General features: G+C 71.7%; 10 protein-coding genes and 1 pseudogene. 7 read left to right on the top strand and 4 right to left on the bottom strand.

Annotated elements, in window-relative coordinates:
* Positions 1-26: 26 nt before the first annotated feature.
* Positions 27-503: a hypothetical protein gene (locus ACFVVU_RS10280; RefSeq protein WP_387789115.1), complete on the bottom strand. Its 477-nt coding sequence runs from the start codon at positions 501-503 to the stop codon at positions 27-29.
* Positions 504-612: 109 nt separating this feature from the next.
* Positions 613-8,943, bottom strand: coding sequence for a ricin-type beta-trefoil lectin domain protein (locus ACFVVU_RS10275; RefSeq protein WP_387789114.1), 8,331 nt, complete (start codon positions 8,941-8,943; stop codon positions 613-615).
* 639 nt (positions 8,944-9,582) lie between these two features.
* Here ACFVVU_RS10275 and ACFVVU_RS10270 point away from each other — a divergent pair.
* The 3 genes and pseudogenes from ACFVVU_RS10270 to ACFVVU_RS10260 all read left to right on the top strand — a co-directional run.
* Positions 9,583-10,176 carry a phosphoribosylanthranilate isomerase gene (locus ACFVVU_RS10270; RefSeq protein ID WP_355369273.1) on the top strand — a complete coding sequence of 198 codons (594 nt, stop codon included), beginning with the start codon at positions 9,583-9,585 and terminating at the stop codon, positions 10,174-10,176.
* A 141-nt stretch (positions 10,177-10,317) separates the two neighbouring features.
* Positions 10,318-11,175, top strand: a complete 858-nt coding sequence (locus ACFVVU_RS10265) for a class II glutamine amidotransferase (protein WP_387789210.1) — start codon at positions 10,318-10,320, stop codon at positions 11,173-11,175.
* A 69-nt stretch (positions 11,176-11,244) separates the two neighbouring features.
* Positions 11,245-11,550 (top strand): annotated as a pseudogene (locus ACFVVU_RS10260) (TetR/AcrR family transcriptional regulator); the annotation flags it as partial.
* Positions 11,551-11,621: 71 nt separating this feature from the next.
* Here the strand turns inward: ACFVVU_RS10260 and ACFVVU_RS10255 are convergent.
* Positions 11,622-12,260, bottom strand: a complete 639-nt coding sequence (locus ACFVVU_RS10255; RefSeq protein ID WP_380683081.1) for a carbonic anhydrase — start codon at positions 12,258-12,260, stop codon at positions 11,622-11,624.
* Positions 12,261-12,559: 299 nt separating this feature from the next.
* On the opposite strand from ACFVVU_RS10255, the gene ACFVVU_RS10250 reads away from it, so the two are divergent.
* Positions 12,560-12,886, top strand: a complete 327-nt coding sequence (locus tag ACFVVU_RS10250; protein WP_380683082.1) for a MazG-like family protein — start codon at positions 12,560-12,562, stop codon at positions 12,884-12,886.
* A gap of 111 nt (positions 12,887-12,997) precedes the next feature.
* Here ACFVVU_RS10250 and ACFVVU_RS10245 read toward each other — a convergent pair whose 3' ends face one another.
* Entirely contained in the window at positions 12,998-13,741 is a 744-nt protein-coding gene (locus tag ACFVVU_RS10245; RefSeq protein WP_387789112.1) for a PIG-L deacetylase family protein, read from the bottom strand.
* Between the two features lie 453 nt (positions 13,742-14,194).
* Here ACFVVU_RS10245 and ACFVVU_RS10240 point away from each other — a divergent pair, with 453 nt between their 5' ends.
* The 3 genes from ACFVVU_RS10240 to ACFVVU_RS10230 are packed head-to-tail and all read left to right on the top strand — an operon-like array spanning position 14,195 to position 16,813.
* Positions 14,195-15,253 carry a hypothetical protein gene (locus tag ACFVVU_RS10240; protein WP_387789110.1) on the top strand — a complete coding sequence of 353 codons (1,059 nt, stop codon included), beginning with the start codon at positions 14,195-14,197 and terminating at the stop codon, positions 15,251-15,253.
* A 14-nt stretch (positions 15,254-15,267) separates the two neighbouring features.
* A complete protein-coding gene (locus ACFVVU_RS10235; protein WP_387789109.1) occupies positions 15,268-15,774 on the top strand; it encodes a hypothetical protein in 507 nt (168 codons plus the stop codon).
* Positions 15,775-15,784: 10 nt separating this feature from the next.
* Positions 15,785-16,813, top strand: a complete 1,029-nt coding sequence (locus ACFVVU_RS10230; protein ID WP_387789108.1) for a hypothetical protein — start codon at positions 15,785-15,787, stop codon at positions 16,811-16,813.
* The last annotated feature ends 217 nt before the right edge of the window (positions 16,814-17,030 follow it).

Genomic DNA, 17,030 nt, shown 5'->3' with positions numbered 1-17,030 from the left:
ATTCCGGCCGACCACTCGACCTTCCGTCAGGCGTACGAGAAAAGGGCCTCGTAGAGGGTGACCGGTTCGTCGGCGTTTGCGAGGCGCAGCGGGACAGTCCGGTCGAGCTCGGCGCGTGACAGGAGCGCGAAACCTGCCCCGCGGACGATGTCCGCGAGCCGACGTTCCTCTTCCCGACCGGCGGCCCCCTCACCCTCAGTGGCCGGCGGAAACACGCACTCCCCCGTCGCATAGCCGGCGGAGTGCAGCCGGAAGGCGGTCGCGTACGGTCCGATCATTGAGAGGCGGAGCAGCGTCCCGCCCCCACCCCAGGTGATCCGCCACACGGAGCCGACGTCGTCGTTCTCGTCGGTCACGTCCTCGACACTCCACGACGGGGGGAATTCCGACCGGAGGGACCGGTAGGGATCCCGTTCCAGCAGTTTCAGAATCGCGTGGTAGGTGGGGCGTTCAAGGCTCCCGTAGGCACGGCGGACGAACTCCACGTAGGCGGTCGCGGTCATCGCAGGACCTCCTCTCCTTCATTGGTGGACAGGTGCGGCCGGCCCGGTGCTTCGCGGCGGAACCGCGAGGCACCGGGCCGGACCGGATCAGGAAGCGGCGAGACCTACGTCAGCGCCTCCCAGGACCCGACGGGTGACCGTGGATCTTGTTCTTCTTGTCCTTGTGGACGCGGACCTTTGTCTGTGCCCTCCCCCTGGAGTCGGTCCCCACGGCGAAGCCGAAGTCGAGTTCCCGGACCTCCTTGTGCTTCTCCTTCGTGATCACCTTCCCATGCTTCCAGGCCAGGTTGACGAGTCGACGGGCGGAGGCCCAACCGTTGAAGCTGGAGATACCGCCCCGCTTCTTGACCTCGCGGAAGTATTCCGCCGTTCCCCGGACGTGCTGTGCCTGCTTCTGCTGGGAGATCTGGCACACCGCGGACTTGTTGTGGGACAGCGCCCAGCCGTCGCCCATCCGGACTGAGAAGGTGTGCTGGTTGCCGACGTTGAGGTTGAAGACCAGCTGATCGGCCACGAATCCGCGGTCGTTGGTCTCCGTCACATCGCTAAGCGTCCCGTCCGGGGCGATGAGCTGGTCGCCGATGCCGACCTTCGCCGCGTCCGTCCAGCCCTTCCCGGCGACCCACAGCGGGTGCTCGGCGGTCACCCGGACGAGCTGGGTGCCCTCCTCGCCGGTGCCGATCTCGATGAGGTGCTTCGTCCCGTACCCGACGATGACGTTCACGACGGGCTCCGCACGGGACTCGCCCGTCGCCGGGTCGGTCGACCACACGTAGTCACCGATCTGGACCTGGTCGATCCGCGCCGCTGAGCCGTCGCCCATCAGCACCAAGGTGTCGGGTGCGAAGGAGTTGCATCCTGACTGACGGAACAGGTTCCGTGCGGTCGAGGCGGCCCGTTGCACCCTGGAGGCGGCTCGGCTGGACTTGACCGCGGTAGCCGCCGCCTTGACGACGGGGCCGGCGCCGACCGTGGCAGCCACGGCGGTGACGGCCATCTCGGCGGCCTTCTGCCAGTTTCCGGTGGCGGCGTAGGAGACCGAGGAGACGGCGGCCGCGACGGCGCCGATGGGGCCGGGGACCACGGTGGCCACGACCTCGGCCACGACCGCCACGACCTGGACCGTCTTCTTCAGCCACTTGGGCATGCCCCAGTTGCCGTCGAGGTCGGTGCAGTTGACCGGGTCGCCGGTGCAGTAGTCGTAGGCGCCGGCGTTGCCGCCGGGCACCGGGTCGATCTGCAGGAAGCGGCCGAGGGCCGGGCTGTAGAGGCGGGCACCCATGAGGATGTCGCCGTCCTGGGCCTCGGCGGAGCGCTGCTTGCCGCCCAGCCAGCCGTAGCGGACGTTCGTCTGGCCGTCCTGCGGGATGCCGAACTCGTCGAAATCGAGCACGACCGGCTTGGTCAGCGCGGTGTCGGTGGCGATGACCACCGAGCCGAACAGGTTGGTCAGCTGGAGCTGGACGTCACCCGTCTTGCTGGTGGTGGCGACCAGGTCGGCATCCGGGCCCGAGACGTTGCGGGTCAGGGTGCCCTCGGTGGTGTCCTCGACGGTCCAGCGGACCTCGTCACCGTCGTCGCCGTAGTGGTTCAGCTTCGAGGAGGCGTTCGCCCAGGTACCGTCGGCCTGCTTCTTGCTGGTGGTGAACGCGGTCAGGCGGTGGGCGGCGTCGACGGCCCACTCCTGCTTGGTGTCCCCCTTCTCCTGGGCGGCCACGCGGTCGTTCGCCCAGTAGGTGTTGGTCGCACCGCTCGCGGTCTTCACCGTGCGCCCGAAGGCGTCGTAGGAGAAGCCCGCGTCGGTCAGCCGGTCGGCGCTGTCGTAGGTGTGGTTCTCCGCCGTGGCCCCGTCCGCACTGCACTGGCCGGACGCCCCCTTCGGGGACGTCGACTTCGACAGGCGGTTGGAGTGGGCGTCGAAGGCGTACTGGCGGGTGACGCAGCCGGTGGCGACCGTGGACTGCTCGGCCTTCACCAGCCGGCCGAGCCGGTCGTACTGGTAGGAGCGGGTGGCGGTGGAGCTGGTGTCCTTGGCCACCTGGCCCTGGGTGGAGATGACGGCGCTCTGCGCCCAGATGACCTTGTTGTCGGAAGTGCGGGTGTAGGTGCGGCCGGTGGCCTCGCCGACGGCGTTGGTGGTGTCCTTGCGGACGATCCCGCCGGGGTAGGTCTGCTCGACCAGCTGGCCGTCCGGACCGTACTTGGCGGTGAACTCACCCGCGACGCTGTCGTTGACGGAGGTGACCAGTCCGCGCGGCTCCTTGGCGCGGTCGTAGGTGTAGGTGGTGGAACCGGTCGGGTCGGTGACCTTCACCGGCTTGCCGAACTTGTCGAACTCGCTGGTGGTGGTGCCGCCGTCGGCGTCGGTGTAGGAGATGAGCCGGCCGAGCTGGTCCATCACCCGGGTCAGCGACTTGCCGCCGGCGTTCGTCTTCACGATGTCGCCGGTGGCCGGGTCGTACTCGGTGGTGACCTTCGGGAGCGGCTTGCCCTCGTCCGAGGTGATCTCGGTGGAGGTGATGCGGTCCGCGCCGTCGTAGGTGGTGACCGTCTTGCGGGACTTGCCCGCGTTGGTCTCGGTCGTCTCCTCCGGCTCGCCGAACGGCGAGTAGCGGGTGACCCGCTTCACCGGCAGCGTGGTCGGCATCCGGGTCGCGTCCGCACCGGTGATCGCACCACCGGGCATGGTGACACAGGCCAGGCCCGCCCACTCGGGACGGTTGCCGCACAGGGCGTCGTCCGGGTTGGCGCCGGCGGTGTAGTACACCGCCTTGACCGTGCCGGCGTCCGCGCCGTTGGAGCCCGGCTTGCGGGACTCCACCGCGCGGGCGTGGGCGTCGTACTTGACCGTGGCCGTCAGCTTCGCGCCCAGCGCGTCGGTGGTCACCGACGTCGCGGTCTTCAGGACCCAGCCCGACGTCCCGCCGATCGGCGTGTCGTAGCCGGTCCTGGTGACCCGCAGCTCGACGTCGTCGGCGTAGCCCTCGATCCGGGCACCGTCCGTGGCCGTGGTGACCAGGTGGTACGCCTTGCCGTCCGGCTTCCCCTCGTCGTAGGTGCTGGTGTTGTGGTCCCGCGCCACCACCGAGGTCCCCGCCGGAAGGGCCGGGTTGACCGTCGTCTTGGTCAGCGTGAGGGTGTCGATGCCCGCCTGGAAGTACGGCGGGCCGGCGGACGGGTTGGTGCCGGTGACGACCAGGTCGAGCTGGTGGTCGCCGCGGGCCAGCTGCACCGGGGCGCCGGCGGACCACGGGGTGGTGGTGACGCCGTTGTTGTAGCCGTCGAAGCTGCCGGTGACGTCGGTGCCGTCGAGAACGAACTTGACGATGCCGTAGTCGATGGCCTTGGTCATCTTGGCGGAGAGCAGGTACTTGCCCTCCTCCGGGACGGTGACCCGGAACGAGGCGCTGTCGCCGGCCTTCTTGCCGAGGAGCATCACCTGGGCGTTGCCGGACCAGCCGCCTCCGCCGACCCAGCTGCCGTCGCCGTTCTGGGTGATGACCTCGGCGGTCGTGCCCAGGCGGGGCATGCTCTCGCCCTCGACCGTGACGGTCGCCGGGTTGGTGCCGGCGGCGATGTCCTCGGCGAGGCTGGCGCGGTAGAGCGGGCCGAGGGTCTCCAGGACGTCGAGGCCGTCGGCGGTGTAGGTGGTGCGGGAGTCGAGCAGGCGGGCCCGGTCCGCGGACGCGGCGGGCAGGCCGAGCTCCTCGACGAAGCGCGCGGTCTCCGGGTGGGTCCCCAGGGCGATCGCCCGGTTGGTGGCCTCCAGGGTGCGCACGGCGTGGCCGTAGCGGTCGTACTCGGTGGTGTCGATGTCACCGCCGGGCGTGACCGACGGGCTCGCGGTGTTGACCTCGTTGCCGGAGGCGTTGAGGTAGTGCACCGCGGCCGGCTTGTAGCCGTCCTTGCCCGGCTTGGCCGCCGTGGCGGTGCTGGTGCCCGGGTCGTCCTCCGGCCCGAACACCGCGGTCGCGTCGGTGGGAGCGTCCAGCTGCGCCCACTTGGCCACATCGGCACCCGCGAGGTCGTACGGACCGCCCGCGCCGACCGTCAGCGGCACCTCGTAGACGACGCTGGTCGCGACCTCGCCGCTGACCTGGTCCTTGCTGCCCTGGGCGAGAGAGGCCCGACGGACCTTCAGCAGACGCCCCGGGTCCTGGTCGGCCGCGGCCTTGCCGTAGTCGAAGTTCCACGGCAGCTCGCCGGCGGCACCGATCTGCGTGACCCGGCCGTCGGCGTCGTAGCTGTACGTGGTCTTCAGCGGCTGGGCCAGACGCGGGTCCCAGACCTGCACCAGTCGGCCGCGCTCGTCGTACGCGTAGTGCGCGACCTCGACGGCCTCCTGCTTGGACGTGATCGGGTTCCACGACCACGCCTTCACCGAGCGGATCCGGTCGGTGAAGTCACCGGGGGTCCCGGCCACCGCCGTCGTGGTGACGGCGTAGTCGTAGTCCATCGCCTCGCAGCCGCGCGGCAGGGCCCCGGCCAGGCAGCCGCCCGCGTCGTCCACGCCGGGCTCCACCGTCGGGACGGCGCGCTTGGGCAGCACCCGGCCGTCGGTGACGTCGTAGACGTAGCGGGTGGTGGAGGCCGCTTCGGGACCGGTCTCGCTCTGGACCTGGAACTCGCTCGTGCCGAGGCCGCGGGCGAAGACCGTGACGCTGCCGTCGAGGTCGGCGAGCTTGTAGGTGGTACCGGAGTTGGCCGGGGTCCACTTCTGGTTGGGACCGCCGTGGCACCAGTGCAGGGTGACCTGGGTGCCCTGGCCGCCGGAGTCCGGGGCGTCGAGGCACTTGCCGGAGTTGGCGTTCATCAGACTGCCGTCCGGGCGGACCTCCCACTGCTGGGCGCCGGTGCCGTTGCACTCCCACAGCTGGATCTTGGTGTAGTCCGCGGTGGAGGAGTTGGGGACGTCCAGGCACTTGCCGAGCGCGGAGACCGAGCCCCGGTCACCCAGGATCCACTGCTGCGCAGCGGAGGTGTTGCAGTCCCAGGTCTGGATGGCGGTGCCGTTGGCGGTGTTGGAGCCGTTGACGTCCAGGCAGCGTCCGGTGGTCGGCGTGGTGATCAGGCCGGCCACGGCGGGCTGGGCGGTCAGGGTCAGCGACTCCGCCCCCGGCTCCGGGAAGAAGGTGCCGTCGGAGCCCTTGGCGAAGGTGAGCGAGGTGTCGTCGTTGCCCTTGATCTCCGCGAGGTCGGACTCGGGGAAGGTCAGCGAGCGGTAGTCGGAACCGGCTCCCGCGTCCGGGCCGCCGGACCACTGCGGACCGAACGGTGCGACGATCTCCTTGAGCGACAGATCGTCGAAGAAGACCTCCTTGCCGCCCCCGGAGAACCCGTTGTAGAGGCGGAAGAACGCCTCGGTGGCGCCCTGCGGGACGGCCATGTCGACCGTCAGCTGCTGCCAGCCGTCGGTGAACCCGGCCTTCGCGGAGGTCACCTGGGCGTAGCCGGCCGAGGTCCTGGTGAAGCCGGCCAGACGCAGGCCGCGGTCGGCGTAGTCGGGGTTCAGACCGGTGCCGGACGGCACGTAGATCCAGCCGGTGAGCCGGTAGGTCTTGCCGGGCTTCATGCCCATGGCCATCGAGTTGTCGCCGATGGCGGCGTAGGAGTCCTGGCCGGTGGCGACGATGCGCAGCGAGTCGGTGCTGTTGTCGTGGCCGCGGGCGGTGGAACGCTCGATGGTGGCCTGTCCGGCGGAGTAGCCGTTGGTGTCGAAGCCGAGCTGCCGCTGGTTGGCCGTCAGGCGCTCGCCCTGGGGCTGCCAGCCCCGCCCGAGGTCGCGCGAGGAGGAGGAGCGCTTCACCGAGACGCCGAACTCGTCGGCGTCGGTGACGTCGACCGAGTAGTCGCCGGTCAGCAGGTTGACCGAGCCGGGGCCGATCCCGCTGCCGGCCGCGCCGTCGGCGTTGCGGTCGACGGTGATGGTGTTCCAGGCGGTCGCGTAGCCGTTGCCGAAGCCGTCCTGCGGGAAGAGCAGGGCGCGGACCTGGACGACGCCGCCGACGTTGCCGAGGGTGTCGACGACCGTCCAGTTGGCGTGCGGGCCGAGGTCGGCGAGCAGCGGCTTGGGGTCGGTGACGGGCGTGTTGTCGGCCTTGGTCAGATTGGCGAGCGGCACGTTGTACTCGGTCGCGCCGGGGCCGCGCCGGTACTGGTAGACCACCCGCTTGTACTGGGTCTGGGCGTCGACCTGCAGCTTGACGCGCTTGGCGGTCTGGCTTCCGTCGATGGGGGAGACCAGCCCGGCCTGGCCGACCGAGAAGGAGTAGACGGTCGGGTCGGACAGGTTGCCGGCCCGGTCCTTCGACTGGACCTTCAGGGTGTGGTGGCCGTCGGTGGGCGGGGTGATGGTGGCGTTCGCCGGGCCGGTGGCGTCGACGGTCACCGCGGCGGCGCCGTCGAGGCTGTGGACGAAGGCGATCTGGTCGGTGACCCCGCCGGCCGGGGTGAAGGTGAAGGTGCCGGCCTGCCCGGCGGCGCCGTGCCACAGGCCGTCCGACGGGTAGGAGGCGGAGCTGGCGAACGGTGCGCCGGGCTTCACCGTGTCGGCGATCACCGTGACGCTGGGCGTCCAGCCGGAGTTGACCCGGCCGTCCCAGAGCCGCGAGCCGATCGAGTACTGCACACCCTCGTCGAGCCGGGTCAGGCCGAAGTCGCTCGGCCGGGCCTGCAGGTAGCTGCCGTTGGGACCCTGCTTGTAGGCGCGCTTGACGAAGACGCCTTCGCGGTACAGGTCGAAGTCGGCGCCGACGTCACCGCCGTCCGGGTCGTTGGCCAGTACCTGGAAGACCGGGGTGGCGGAGGAGGTGTAGCGCGGGTTGCCCTGCTGGGAGGGCAGTACGTCGACCGTCGACGGGGTCGGCGGGACCGTGTTGTAGGTGATCGACAGGAACGGGGAGTGGGCTCCCTCGGAGGACTCGAACTTCTTCCAGCCGTAGGAGTCGTTCTCGTCGGCGGCCTTCAGGCCGAGCGCGTAGGTGCTCGCGCCCATGCCGGCCCAGGCCTGGACCAGGCCGGTGACGTCCGCCCCCGCCCACCAGCCGCCGCTGGAGTTGTAGCAGTCGTACCCGTCGCCGTCGCCCGCGATGTCCCAGGTCTCGCTGGACTCCCCGTACTTGGAGATCAGGCCGGGCTGGTTGCTCCACCTGCTGCCGGTGCTCGCGTACTGGGCCGCCCAGACCTCCCACTTCCGGGGGCTGCAGGAGAAGGAGTGGAAGTTGGCCAGGTACAGCTTGGCGTTGATGATCTGCTTCCCGTTGAACCCGCCGCCCGGGAAGTGCAGGAAGGAACGGGCCTTGACGGCGCCGCCGTTGTACGTGCCGACCTTCAGCTCGGTGGCCGAGGACTGGTCGGTGCTGTAGTCGGTCTGGACGAAGGTGTCGAAGTTCGTGCCGACGTCGACCACCGGGTCGATGGTCACCGGGAACAGCGTGGCCGGGTCGGTCAGGAACGCGGGGTCCGCGCTGAAGACCAGTTCGGCGCCCGCGCCCTCGCCGCGCAGCTCCATCGACACCGCGCCGCGGTGCAGGTGCTCGCCGGACTTCTCGTCCACGGCGGCGTCCCACATCACCGGGGCGGGGATCCGCACGGTGGGCTTGCCGCCCGCCGCGTCGGTCAGGTGGATCGAGCCGTCCTCCTGGCGCTCCACCCGGTAGCCGGTGGTGTCCAGCGGCAGCGTCAGCGTGCCGGCCTGGGACACCGCGTCGCGGTTCTTGACAATCAGGTACTGCTCGAAGCCGGTGCGGGTGGCCTCCAGCACCAGGTCCACGCCCGGGCGGGCGTCCGTGTAGGTGGCGGTGGAGCCGGAGAGCGTCGGCTTGGGCAGCTTGCCCAGCCAGCCCAGCTCGACCTGCCGGTCACCGGAGCCGACCTTCACCAGGTCCCGCTCGGCCGGAGTCGGAGCCGGGGCCGGAGCCGGGGCCTGCGGGTCGGCCGCCGGGGCGGCGAGCGGGGCGGCGGTGAGCGGGGCGGCGGCGCTGCGGGGGGCCCGCGCGCTCGCGGCCACGCCCGCGGCCGGCGACGCGTCGGCCGGCGGCAGCGGGTCGCCGACCTTCACCGAGGCGTCGCCGCCGGAGAACACCAGGCCCTCCGGGTGCGCCTTGGGCGCGATCTTCCCGTCGGGGGTCTCCACCAGCGTGGTGTCGACGGGCACCCACGCCTCGCCGACCTTCATCCGGATCGGGCCGGTCGACAGCTCCTGGCTGAGGGTGCCGTCCGGGTTGGCCCACAGGGTGAGGGTCTCGGTCCGGGCCCCGGTCACCTCGATCCGCCGGTTGTTCATCCGCGCCGCCAGCAGCGCCGACGCCTGGTCGGGCGCCTCCGTCACGGAGGAGGCGGTGGACCGGGCGGGCGGCGCGGGCTGAGCGGCCGCCGGGGGCGCGGTCAGCCCGTTGAGCGCCACTCCGGTCTCCACCAGCAGACCGAGAGCGGCGAGCACGGCTATTCGCCGGGCTCTGCGCGTAGTGAAGGCCCCACCTGCGAATGCAGATGAGGCCTGGGACTTCCGTAGCAACGCTACTCCCAAGGGATCGTCTTCTCTGAATCCGACCTGATGAGGGGTCAGGAGAATAAAGATCTCATAAGGAGGAGATGAGAAACTCATGAGGTTTGTATCGATCTGAACACGAACCGGGTGACGGATCGCCAGGTATTCAGGCGATCTCCGCAGTCTCTTCGATTACAGAAAAATCAGACATAAGTGCGTCATTCAGGGCAATTTTGATGCAATGTCAGAGCGATAAAGGGGGGGATGGGGGCGGTCGGAAAGGTATCGGTGAGGGAGGGGCGTGGACGCCGGGCGCGGACGGTCGAGCGTCGTTGTCGGACCCCGCCGCTGGGTTGAATCCACCGGACCGGAAGGTGGGGGAGCTAAGCGACTCTCCTCCCTCCGGGGCGCCCCCTCGCCGGTCGTCGTCCGCCGGCGCGAGCAGGAGCGGCGCTGGAAAGCCGGTCGTGACCCCTTCCCCGGCGAACCCGACCCCTACGCGGACCGGTTCCCGCGCTGACCCCGGCGGGCGGCCCTTCCGGCGGTACGCTGGCAGCCGCCGTCCAGTAGGGAGCGTCCGGGAACGTGTTCGTGAAGATCTGTGGTCTCAGCACCGCGGCCGACGTCGCCGCCGCGGTGGAAGCCGGTGCCGACGCGATCGGGTTCGTGCTCACCGAGAGCCCGCGCCGGGTGTCGCCGGAGCTGGCGCGGGAACTGGCGGACGCGGTCCCCGAGGGCGTCCTGACAGTGGGCGTGTTCCGGGAGGAACCGGCCGAGTACGTGCGGGCCGCCGTCCGCGCCACCGGCGTGCGGGCGGTGCAGCTGCACGGCAACCACCCGGCCGCGGCCTTCGCCGAGCTGTCCGACCTGGGCCTGCCGCTGATCCGGGCCACCTCGGCCGCGGCGGCGGCCGGCGCCGACTCCGGGGACTTCGGCGAGGACCTGCTGCTGCTCGACGCACCGGTCGCGGGCGCCGGGGAACCGTGGGACTGGTCCGCGCTGGGCGCGAAGCCGCCCGCGGGCCGGTGGCTGCTGGCCGGCGGGCTGAGCCCGGCCAACGTCGCCGACGCGATCGCGGTCGCCAGGCCGTGGGGCGTGGACGTCTCCAGCGGTGTCGAGGCGCGGCGCGGCGTCAAGGACCCGGCGCTGATCGCCGACTTCCTGCGCGCCGCCAAGTCCGGCTGACGACGGGACCGGCCGGGGAGGGGCGGGGCGTCGCCCGGGTCGCCCGAGGTGCTCCCCGTGCCCGGCCCGGCTCCTCGGCCTACCGTGGAAGGACCCGGCCGAAGGGCTGCGCACCGCGATCCCGTGAGGAAGGTGAGCCGCATGTGTCGCTGGCTGGCCTATTCCGGTTCCCCGATCATGCTGGAGGAACTGCTCTACAAACCCGAACACTCGCTGATCGATCAGAGCCTGCACGCCAGAATGGGCGTGGAGACGACCAACGGCGACGGGTTCGGCATCGGGTGGTACCCCGCCGATCACGGCGAGCCCGACCGCGTCGCGGAACCGGCGGTCGTCCGGGGGACCGGGCCCGCATGGAGCGACCGGAACCTGCGCGAGCTGGCACACTGCGTGCGCTCACCGATGTTCGTCGCCCACATCCGCGCCTCCACCGGCACCGCCGTGCAGCAGACCAACTGCCACCCCTTCCGGTACGGGCCGTGGCTGTGGATGCACAACGGGGCGATCCACGACTTCCCCAGACTCAAGCGCGACCTGATGCTCGCCGTGGACCCCTCCCTCTACCCCTCCATCGAGGGCTCCACCGATTCGGAGCTGATGTTCCACCTGGCGCTCACCTTCGGGCTGCGGGACGACGTGCCCGGCGCCGTCGAGCGCATGGCCGGCTTCGTCGAGGGGACCGCGGCCCGGCACGGCGTCGCCGAGCCCCTGCAGATGACGGTGGCCGTTTCCGAGGGCACGCAGCTGTGGGCGTTCCGCTATTCGAGCGGGCGCGCCTCACGGTCGCTGTTCTTCAGCACCAGCGTCCAGGCGCTGCGTGCCCTGCATCCGGACAACCCCGTCCTGCGACGGGCCTCCGAGGAGACCCGCATCATCGTCTCCGAGCCGCTGGGCGACCTGCCGGGGGCCTGGAACCCCGTTCCCGAGTCGAGCTACGCGGTCGTGCGGGAAGGGCACGATTCGATCCGCGCGTTCAGGCCGCAGATCGGCGCGCGCTGAGCTGAGACGTGCGAGCGAGGCCGGGTCGTTCAGCGTGGGCAGACTCGCCGCCGCGCTCGGGGCCGACTGTCCGGCGGCACCGGATCGCGGACGGCGATGGAGGAGATGCTGCAGGCCCGACGCGTCTCCGGCCTGCGCGACGAGGAGGTCCCGGTGGGGTACCACCGCCTGGTGACCCGCCCCGCCGCGCTGATCTCCTCCGAGGCGGGCATCAGCACCATCACCTCGGAGGAGTACGCACAGGGCATGGAGCAGTTCCGCGTCCCGGTGCTCGGTGCCGACCCCGAACGCTTCCCGGCGCTGGCCCACTACGCCCGCGACCTGCGCCCCCTCGGCGCCGACCGCCGGGCCCACAGCGAGGCGCGGATCCTCTGACCTGCGGGATCGTGGGGGGGCTCGCGTTGCCGTCGGGTTGTGCGGGGTCGTGCCGGGTCGTGCCGCGTCGGTCAGGAGGGCGAGTCGGCGGGCTTCTCCAGACCGTGGGAGGTCACCAGGTGGGCGGTGCCGTCGGCCAGGCGGTAGGAGACCCCGATCACGGCGGCCGTGCCGGCGGCGACGGCCTCGGCGAGGGTGCGCGAGCGCTCCAGGAGCAGGTCGACGGTGTGCTCGATGTGGGTGTCGATGAAGTCGGAGTTCTCCGTGTAGCCGGCCGCGCGCGCCGCCAGCACGCTGGGCGTCACGCGCTCGATCACGTCGCGCACGTAGCCGGTGGCGGTGGCCCCCTCCTCGACGGCGGCGCGGGTGGCGGCTACGGCGCCGCAGGAGTCGTGGCCGAGGACGACGACCAGCGGGCTGCCGAGCACGCTGATGCCGTACTCGATGCTGCCGAGCACCTCCGCGCCGACGACGTGCCCGGCGGTGCGGACCACGAAGAGGTCGCCCAGGCCCTGGTCGAAGATGATCTCCGCGGCCAGGCGGGAGTCGGAGCAGCCGAACAGGACCGCGAACGGGCTCTGGGCGGGGGCGGTGGCGGCCCGCCGGGCAGCGTCCTGGTTGGGGTGCTCGGGGGCGCCCGCCGTGAATCGGCGGTTGCCGGCCAGCAGGGTCTCCAGGGCGGTGTGCACAGTCATTCGATCGCCGGTCATGGTGGCAAGCCTATGGTGGGGCACCGGGACCCGGCAGCACCGGGGGCCGGTGTGGGGTCGGTGGGGGTCTGTGCGGGGGGCGGGACTCGAATGCGGGCCGCGTCCGGGATTGCACCCGGTCAGGTGAACTTTCCGGGCGGGCGTCGAACCGGGCGCGGGCGGGTTCGGCCGTGGGAACGCCCGGCGGGCCGGGTCGGCGCCGGGGCGGACTGCTGCTCGAAAACGCCGCGTTCGCCACAGGCTCGCCGAGAACCGCCCGTGTTGAACGAGCGGTTCGAACAGCGGCAGGATCCACCGCCATGGACGACACCTGGAAGACGCTCAACTCCCTTGCCCAAGGCCTTGATTCGCACTCCACGATGGTCGGTGAGCAGCGCTGGCTGGTGCAGATCGTGAAGCTCCAGGAGGAGGTCGGCGAGGTCGCGGAGGCGGCGATCGGGGCGCTCGGTGAGAACCCGCGCAAGGGGCGTTCCCATGACTGGGACGACGTGCGGAAGGAGGCGTGCGACGTGGCGGTGACGGCGCTGGTCCTGCTGGTTCGGATGGGCGGGGACCCGCGCTGGTTCTTCGAGGAGCACGTGCGGATGGTCGCCGCCCGCGCGCAGGCGCGACCGGTCGCGCCGTAGCGACCGCCCCCCCACCTCACCCCGCCGCCCCACCCCGCCCCGCCCCGCCCGAGCGAAGGAGGACCTCTTGCAGGACGACGAGCTGTGCCTGGTCGAGGAAGGGGACGCGGCTCACCGGAGCGGCAGGACCGTGAAGTACTCCGTCGCGAGGATCCGTTGCCGCACGTCGTCGGGAAGGCGGGACAACAGGCCGGGCAAGGGGCGCTCGCCCTTCAGCTGGCTCTGGTGGGCGGTGATCGCGGCCCACTTCCGGTCCAGCCACGGGGTGACGTCACGGGTGAGGGTGACCGTGTGGTCGGGGACGCTGAGGACGGACTTGGCGGCGCCGGTGAGGAGAGGGCCGAGGTCGGCGATACCCGCGTGGGGGTGCGTGGCCAGGTGGAGGGCGTCGGGCTGCCACGGCTCGCCGGCCTCGGCGTAGAGGTGTTCGAGTCCTGCGGCGGTCACGGCGAGCAGGGTGGCGCGGTGGGTCTGCCGGTGGTCCGGGTGGCCGGTCAGCTGCCCGTAGGCATCGTGGGTCACCACGACCCGGGGCCGGAACGCCCTGATCTCACGGACGATGTCCTCCACCACGGCGTCCAGCCGCGCATCGCACAGCCGGGGCCGCCCGGGTGCGGAGTCGCCGGCGCGGTGGTCGGCGTAGCCCAGCATCCGCGGTTCGCCCGCGCCCAGGACCCGAAGCGCCGCCGCGAGCTCGTCGGCACGACGGGTCCCGGGCTGCCACGTACAGGTGACCACACCCGTCCGCGCCCCGGCCGCCGCATGCTGGGCGAGCACGCCCCCGGCGAGCAGCGACTCGTCGTCCGGGTGCGCGAACACAGCGAGCACACTGACTACGTCGGGCACGTCGGGCATGGCGGCCTCCAAGGTCGATGGTGCGGTAGAGGTCCGGCCCGGGGGGAGGATGCCTGCGCCCTGCCCCCTGAGGCCCGCACCGCCCGCGTCGCAGCCATCAAGCGCCCCACCATCCGCGCAGCGGTGTCCATGCGCGCCATTCTCCCCGACCGCCCCCGCTGCCGGACAACATGTTTCCCACGCGTCGGGGCATCGGCCCGGCCAGGGGCCAACGCGGCGTCCGCCTTGGCGCCTTCCGGCCGCCGACGTGCGCGCACACGAGCCCGAGCACGGTCACCGACGGCCCGGCTGTTCATCCGCCCGACACCGGCCGGCCCCGCGCCGGACGTATCGACGGCAGGCGGTGTCCCGGGAGCGTCACGGTCGGGCCACACCCCGGCCGCCGAGGTCGTCCGGCGCCCCGGCGCGGGCAGGATCGGGGCGACAGCGACAGTCCAACAGGAAGGCTTGGACGTGGAGTTCACGATACGGAGGACGATCCGCCGACGCGCCCGTTTCCGCATCCTCTGTTCGCTGGCGGTGGTGACCGGCACGGCCGCCTGGACGCTCGTCACCGGCTCCCTGCCGGGGACGGCGCCACTGCTCGCCCTGGCGCTCCTGGCGTCCGCCGGTCTGATCGGGCTCCGCGACCTGGCCCGCTCGACGAAGCCGTTCCGGCTGCGGATCGACGATGGCGGGATCACCCTGCACGACGCCCACCTGCCCTGGCACCACGTCGAGTCGGCCGTGCTGTTCTACCCGCCGATCACCGACCGCGTGCCCCGCGACCAGGACGAGGCCCCGCCGGTCCCGCCCAAGCCCCGGCTGGTGCTCACCCTGGTGCCCGGGGTGGCCCTGCCGCGGAGGCCCGATGTCCTCGGCTCCGGCGGGCGGACCTACACCGTGCTGAACTGCGAGGACCTCGACCAGCCGATCCCCGACCTCGCCGACGCGCTGCGCCGCCACGCCGGGCCCCGGCTTGAGAGCGCCCCTCCCGGCGTCCTCCCGGCCGGCCCGGCGGACGTGGTGGATCCCCGTCGCGGCGGACCGGAACGGGTGTTCACCGCGGGTCGGAACGCCTGGCGCCGCTCGCTCCTGCTGCTGACCGCCGCCACCGCCGTCGCCGTTCCCGTGGCGGTCCTCCTCGGCCCCCCGCTCTGGCCGATCCTCACCATCGTCGAAACCTACCTGGTGTTCCGGACCGTCCTGCACTGGCGCCGGCCGCTGCGGCTCCGGGTGGGTCCGGCCGGCATCGGGGCCCGTGAGGCGACCGGGGACGAGGTGTTCCTGCGCTGGGAGCAGCTCTCCGCCGTGACGTGCGGGCGGGTCCCGGGGCTGGCCGATCGGCGCCCGTGGCTCGCGGTGTACTCGGCGCCGGGTGTCGAACTCGGCATCGATCGGTCCCACACCGTGGACGGTCACCAGATCTACGTGTTGCTGCGTCTGGACCACCTGCCGGACCGGGGCCGGGGCGTCCCCGACGCGATCCGCGCCTTCGCCGCCGACCGCTACGCCGACGCCGCCCCGGACTGACCGGGCAGGGTCCCATGCTGGCGTTCGTGCAGGTCCTGGGTGTGAGCGCTGAGGACGAGACGGTCGCCTGCTTCGTGAGCGGCGAGCTGTCCAGCCGGAGGTTCGGCCGGAACCTCCGGTCCCACCTGGCAGCAGCCGGGCAGGCCGAGCAGTTGCTGACGCATCCGGACCTCGCCGACGCCGGAGCGACCTCCGCACGTCGCGCTCTCCTCGCCGCGACGCGCGGGTACGGCGAGAACCGCGACCTGTTCGAGGACTTCCCCGCTCACGTCACCTGGACCAGGGCACTCCTGTCCGCCGACGAGGCGGCCGGCGTGCGCTACCTCGACCATTCCTACTGGGTCGAACTGTCGGGTGGCATCCGACGGCCGACCGACGCGGCCGCACGCATCGAGGCAGGGCTACGGGCGTTCGACGTCGAGCCCGACGACGGCCCGGACCGTGTAGTCGATGCCGCCGACCGCCACCGGGACGGGCCGTGGTACCGCGTCCGAACAGATCGGTTCCGGAACGATCAGTAAGGTCGCGTCCATGACGAGGACCACGCCCCCGCGCCCCATTGATGTCGAGGCACTGTTCCCGGAGCTGGCTGCCTATCGGGGTACGACGACGCGCCTCCATCCGCGGCCGGGCAGACCGAAGGCCTCGGAGAGTTCGGTGGGAGGCCCGATGCTGTGGCCGGCGGACGAGCCGTGGCCGCTGTGCGGCGAGGCCCACGGCCGCGGGCAGGGTCGCCGTCCGGCGGACCTCCGCCACTACCGGCAGGTGCTGGCCGCCGCATGGGCCCGCAACCCCGTCCTGGGCCCGACAGGGGAAGAACCGGAGCTGCTGCAGGAGCTGAACCGGGAGTACCGGATCCCCGGGGCATCGGAGACGAGCCCGCTTCCGATGATCGGCCTTGCGCAACTCTACCGGCGGGATGTCCCCGACCTGCCGATCGGACCGGACGGCTGCGACCTGCTCCAGGTGTTCTGGTGTCCCTTCAACGCTCACGGTCCAGGCCGGTACGACCTGGAGCTGCACCTTCGCTGGCGGCGGTCGCCAGAGGTCGGCGAGGCGCTGACGGCGCCGCCGCAGCCGCTGGTCGTCGGATCGGACGGGTTTGTCCCCGAGCCCTGCGTCCTGCACCCGGAGCAGGTGGCCACCTATCCGTTCGCCGGCCTGCTGCCCGAGAACCTGTGCGCCCGGCTCGACGCCTGGGACGAAGCGCAGGAGGAGGCCGCTCGGTCGACGGACGGGCACTGCGTGCGGCCGATCGGCTACCAGTACGACCTGTCCATCCCGCCCGGCTGGCGCGTCGGCGGCTTCGCCTCCTGGCACGCGACGGACCCCTACCCCATGGACTGCCAGACCTGCAGGACACCGATGCACCTCCTGCTGACCATCGACAGCTCGGAGTGGGACGGCGGCAGCGGCAGCTGGAGACCGCTGGAAGACCGGGACCTGCCCACCCACCGATGCGCCACCCCCACCGAGGTCACCGTCGGCCGATCCGGCGAGCTCAACGTCTTCGCCTGCCCCACCGATCCCGCCCACCCCCACCGCTGGAGCATCCAGTAGCCGGCCTGGCGTCGGCCCGTGGTGACGGCGGCAACGCTCTGATCGGGGGCTGCCGCTGTTGCTTCTCGGGTTCTGGCACAACTTCCGTGGCCTGCAAACGGTGATGGGGGACGGAGGCGGCGGCGAGCCCGGGTCGAACAGTGACATGTCGCGCCCCCGACGCGTACCGCAGCGCCCTTCGAGTGGCGGCGGTCCGGTCGTGTTCGAGGCGGTCGCG

Origin of the sequence: Kitasatospora sp. NPDC057965 (assembly GCF_042887135.1) — a bacterium.
Lineage (GTDB): Bacteria > Actinomycetota > Actinomycetes > Streptomycetales > Streptomycetaceae > Kitasatospora.
This window is presented reverse-complemented; position numbering and strand designations above follow the sequence as displayed.

Bases quoted from the DNA above. Each gene is read 5' to 3' on its own strand.
- ACFVVU_RS10280 (WP_387789115.1), bottom strand. From the start codon at position 503: ATGACCGCGACCGCCTACGTGGAGTTCGTCCGCCGTGCCTACGGGAGC.
- ACFVVU_RS10265 (WP_387789210.1), top strand. From the start codon at position 10,318: ATGTGTCGCTGGCTGGCCTATTCCGGTTCCCCGATCATGCTGGAGGAA.
- ACFVVU_RS10255 (WP_380683081.1), bottom strand. From the start codon at position 12,260: ATGACCGGCGATCGAATGACTGTGCACACCGCCCTGGAGACCCTGCTG.
- ACFVVU_RS10250 (WP_380683082.1), top strand. From the start codon at position 12,560: ATGGACGACACCTGGAAGACGCTCAACTCCCTTGCCCAAGGCCTTGAT.
- ACFVVU_RS10245 (WP_387789112.1), bottom strand. From the start codon at position 13,741: ATGCCCGACGTGCCCGACGTAGTCAGTGTGCTCGCTGTGTTCGCGCAC.
- ACFVVU_RS10235 (WP_387789109.1), top strand. From the start codon at position 15,268: ATGCTGGCGTTCGTGCAGGTCCTGGGTGTGAGCGCTGAGGACGAGACG.
- ACFVVU_RS10230 (WP_387789108.1), top strand. From the start codon at position 15,785: ATGACGAGGACCACGCCCCCGCGCCCCATTGATGTCGAGGCACTGTTC.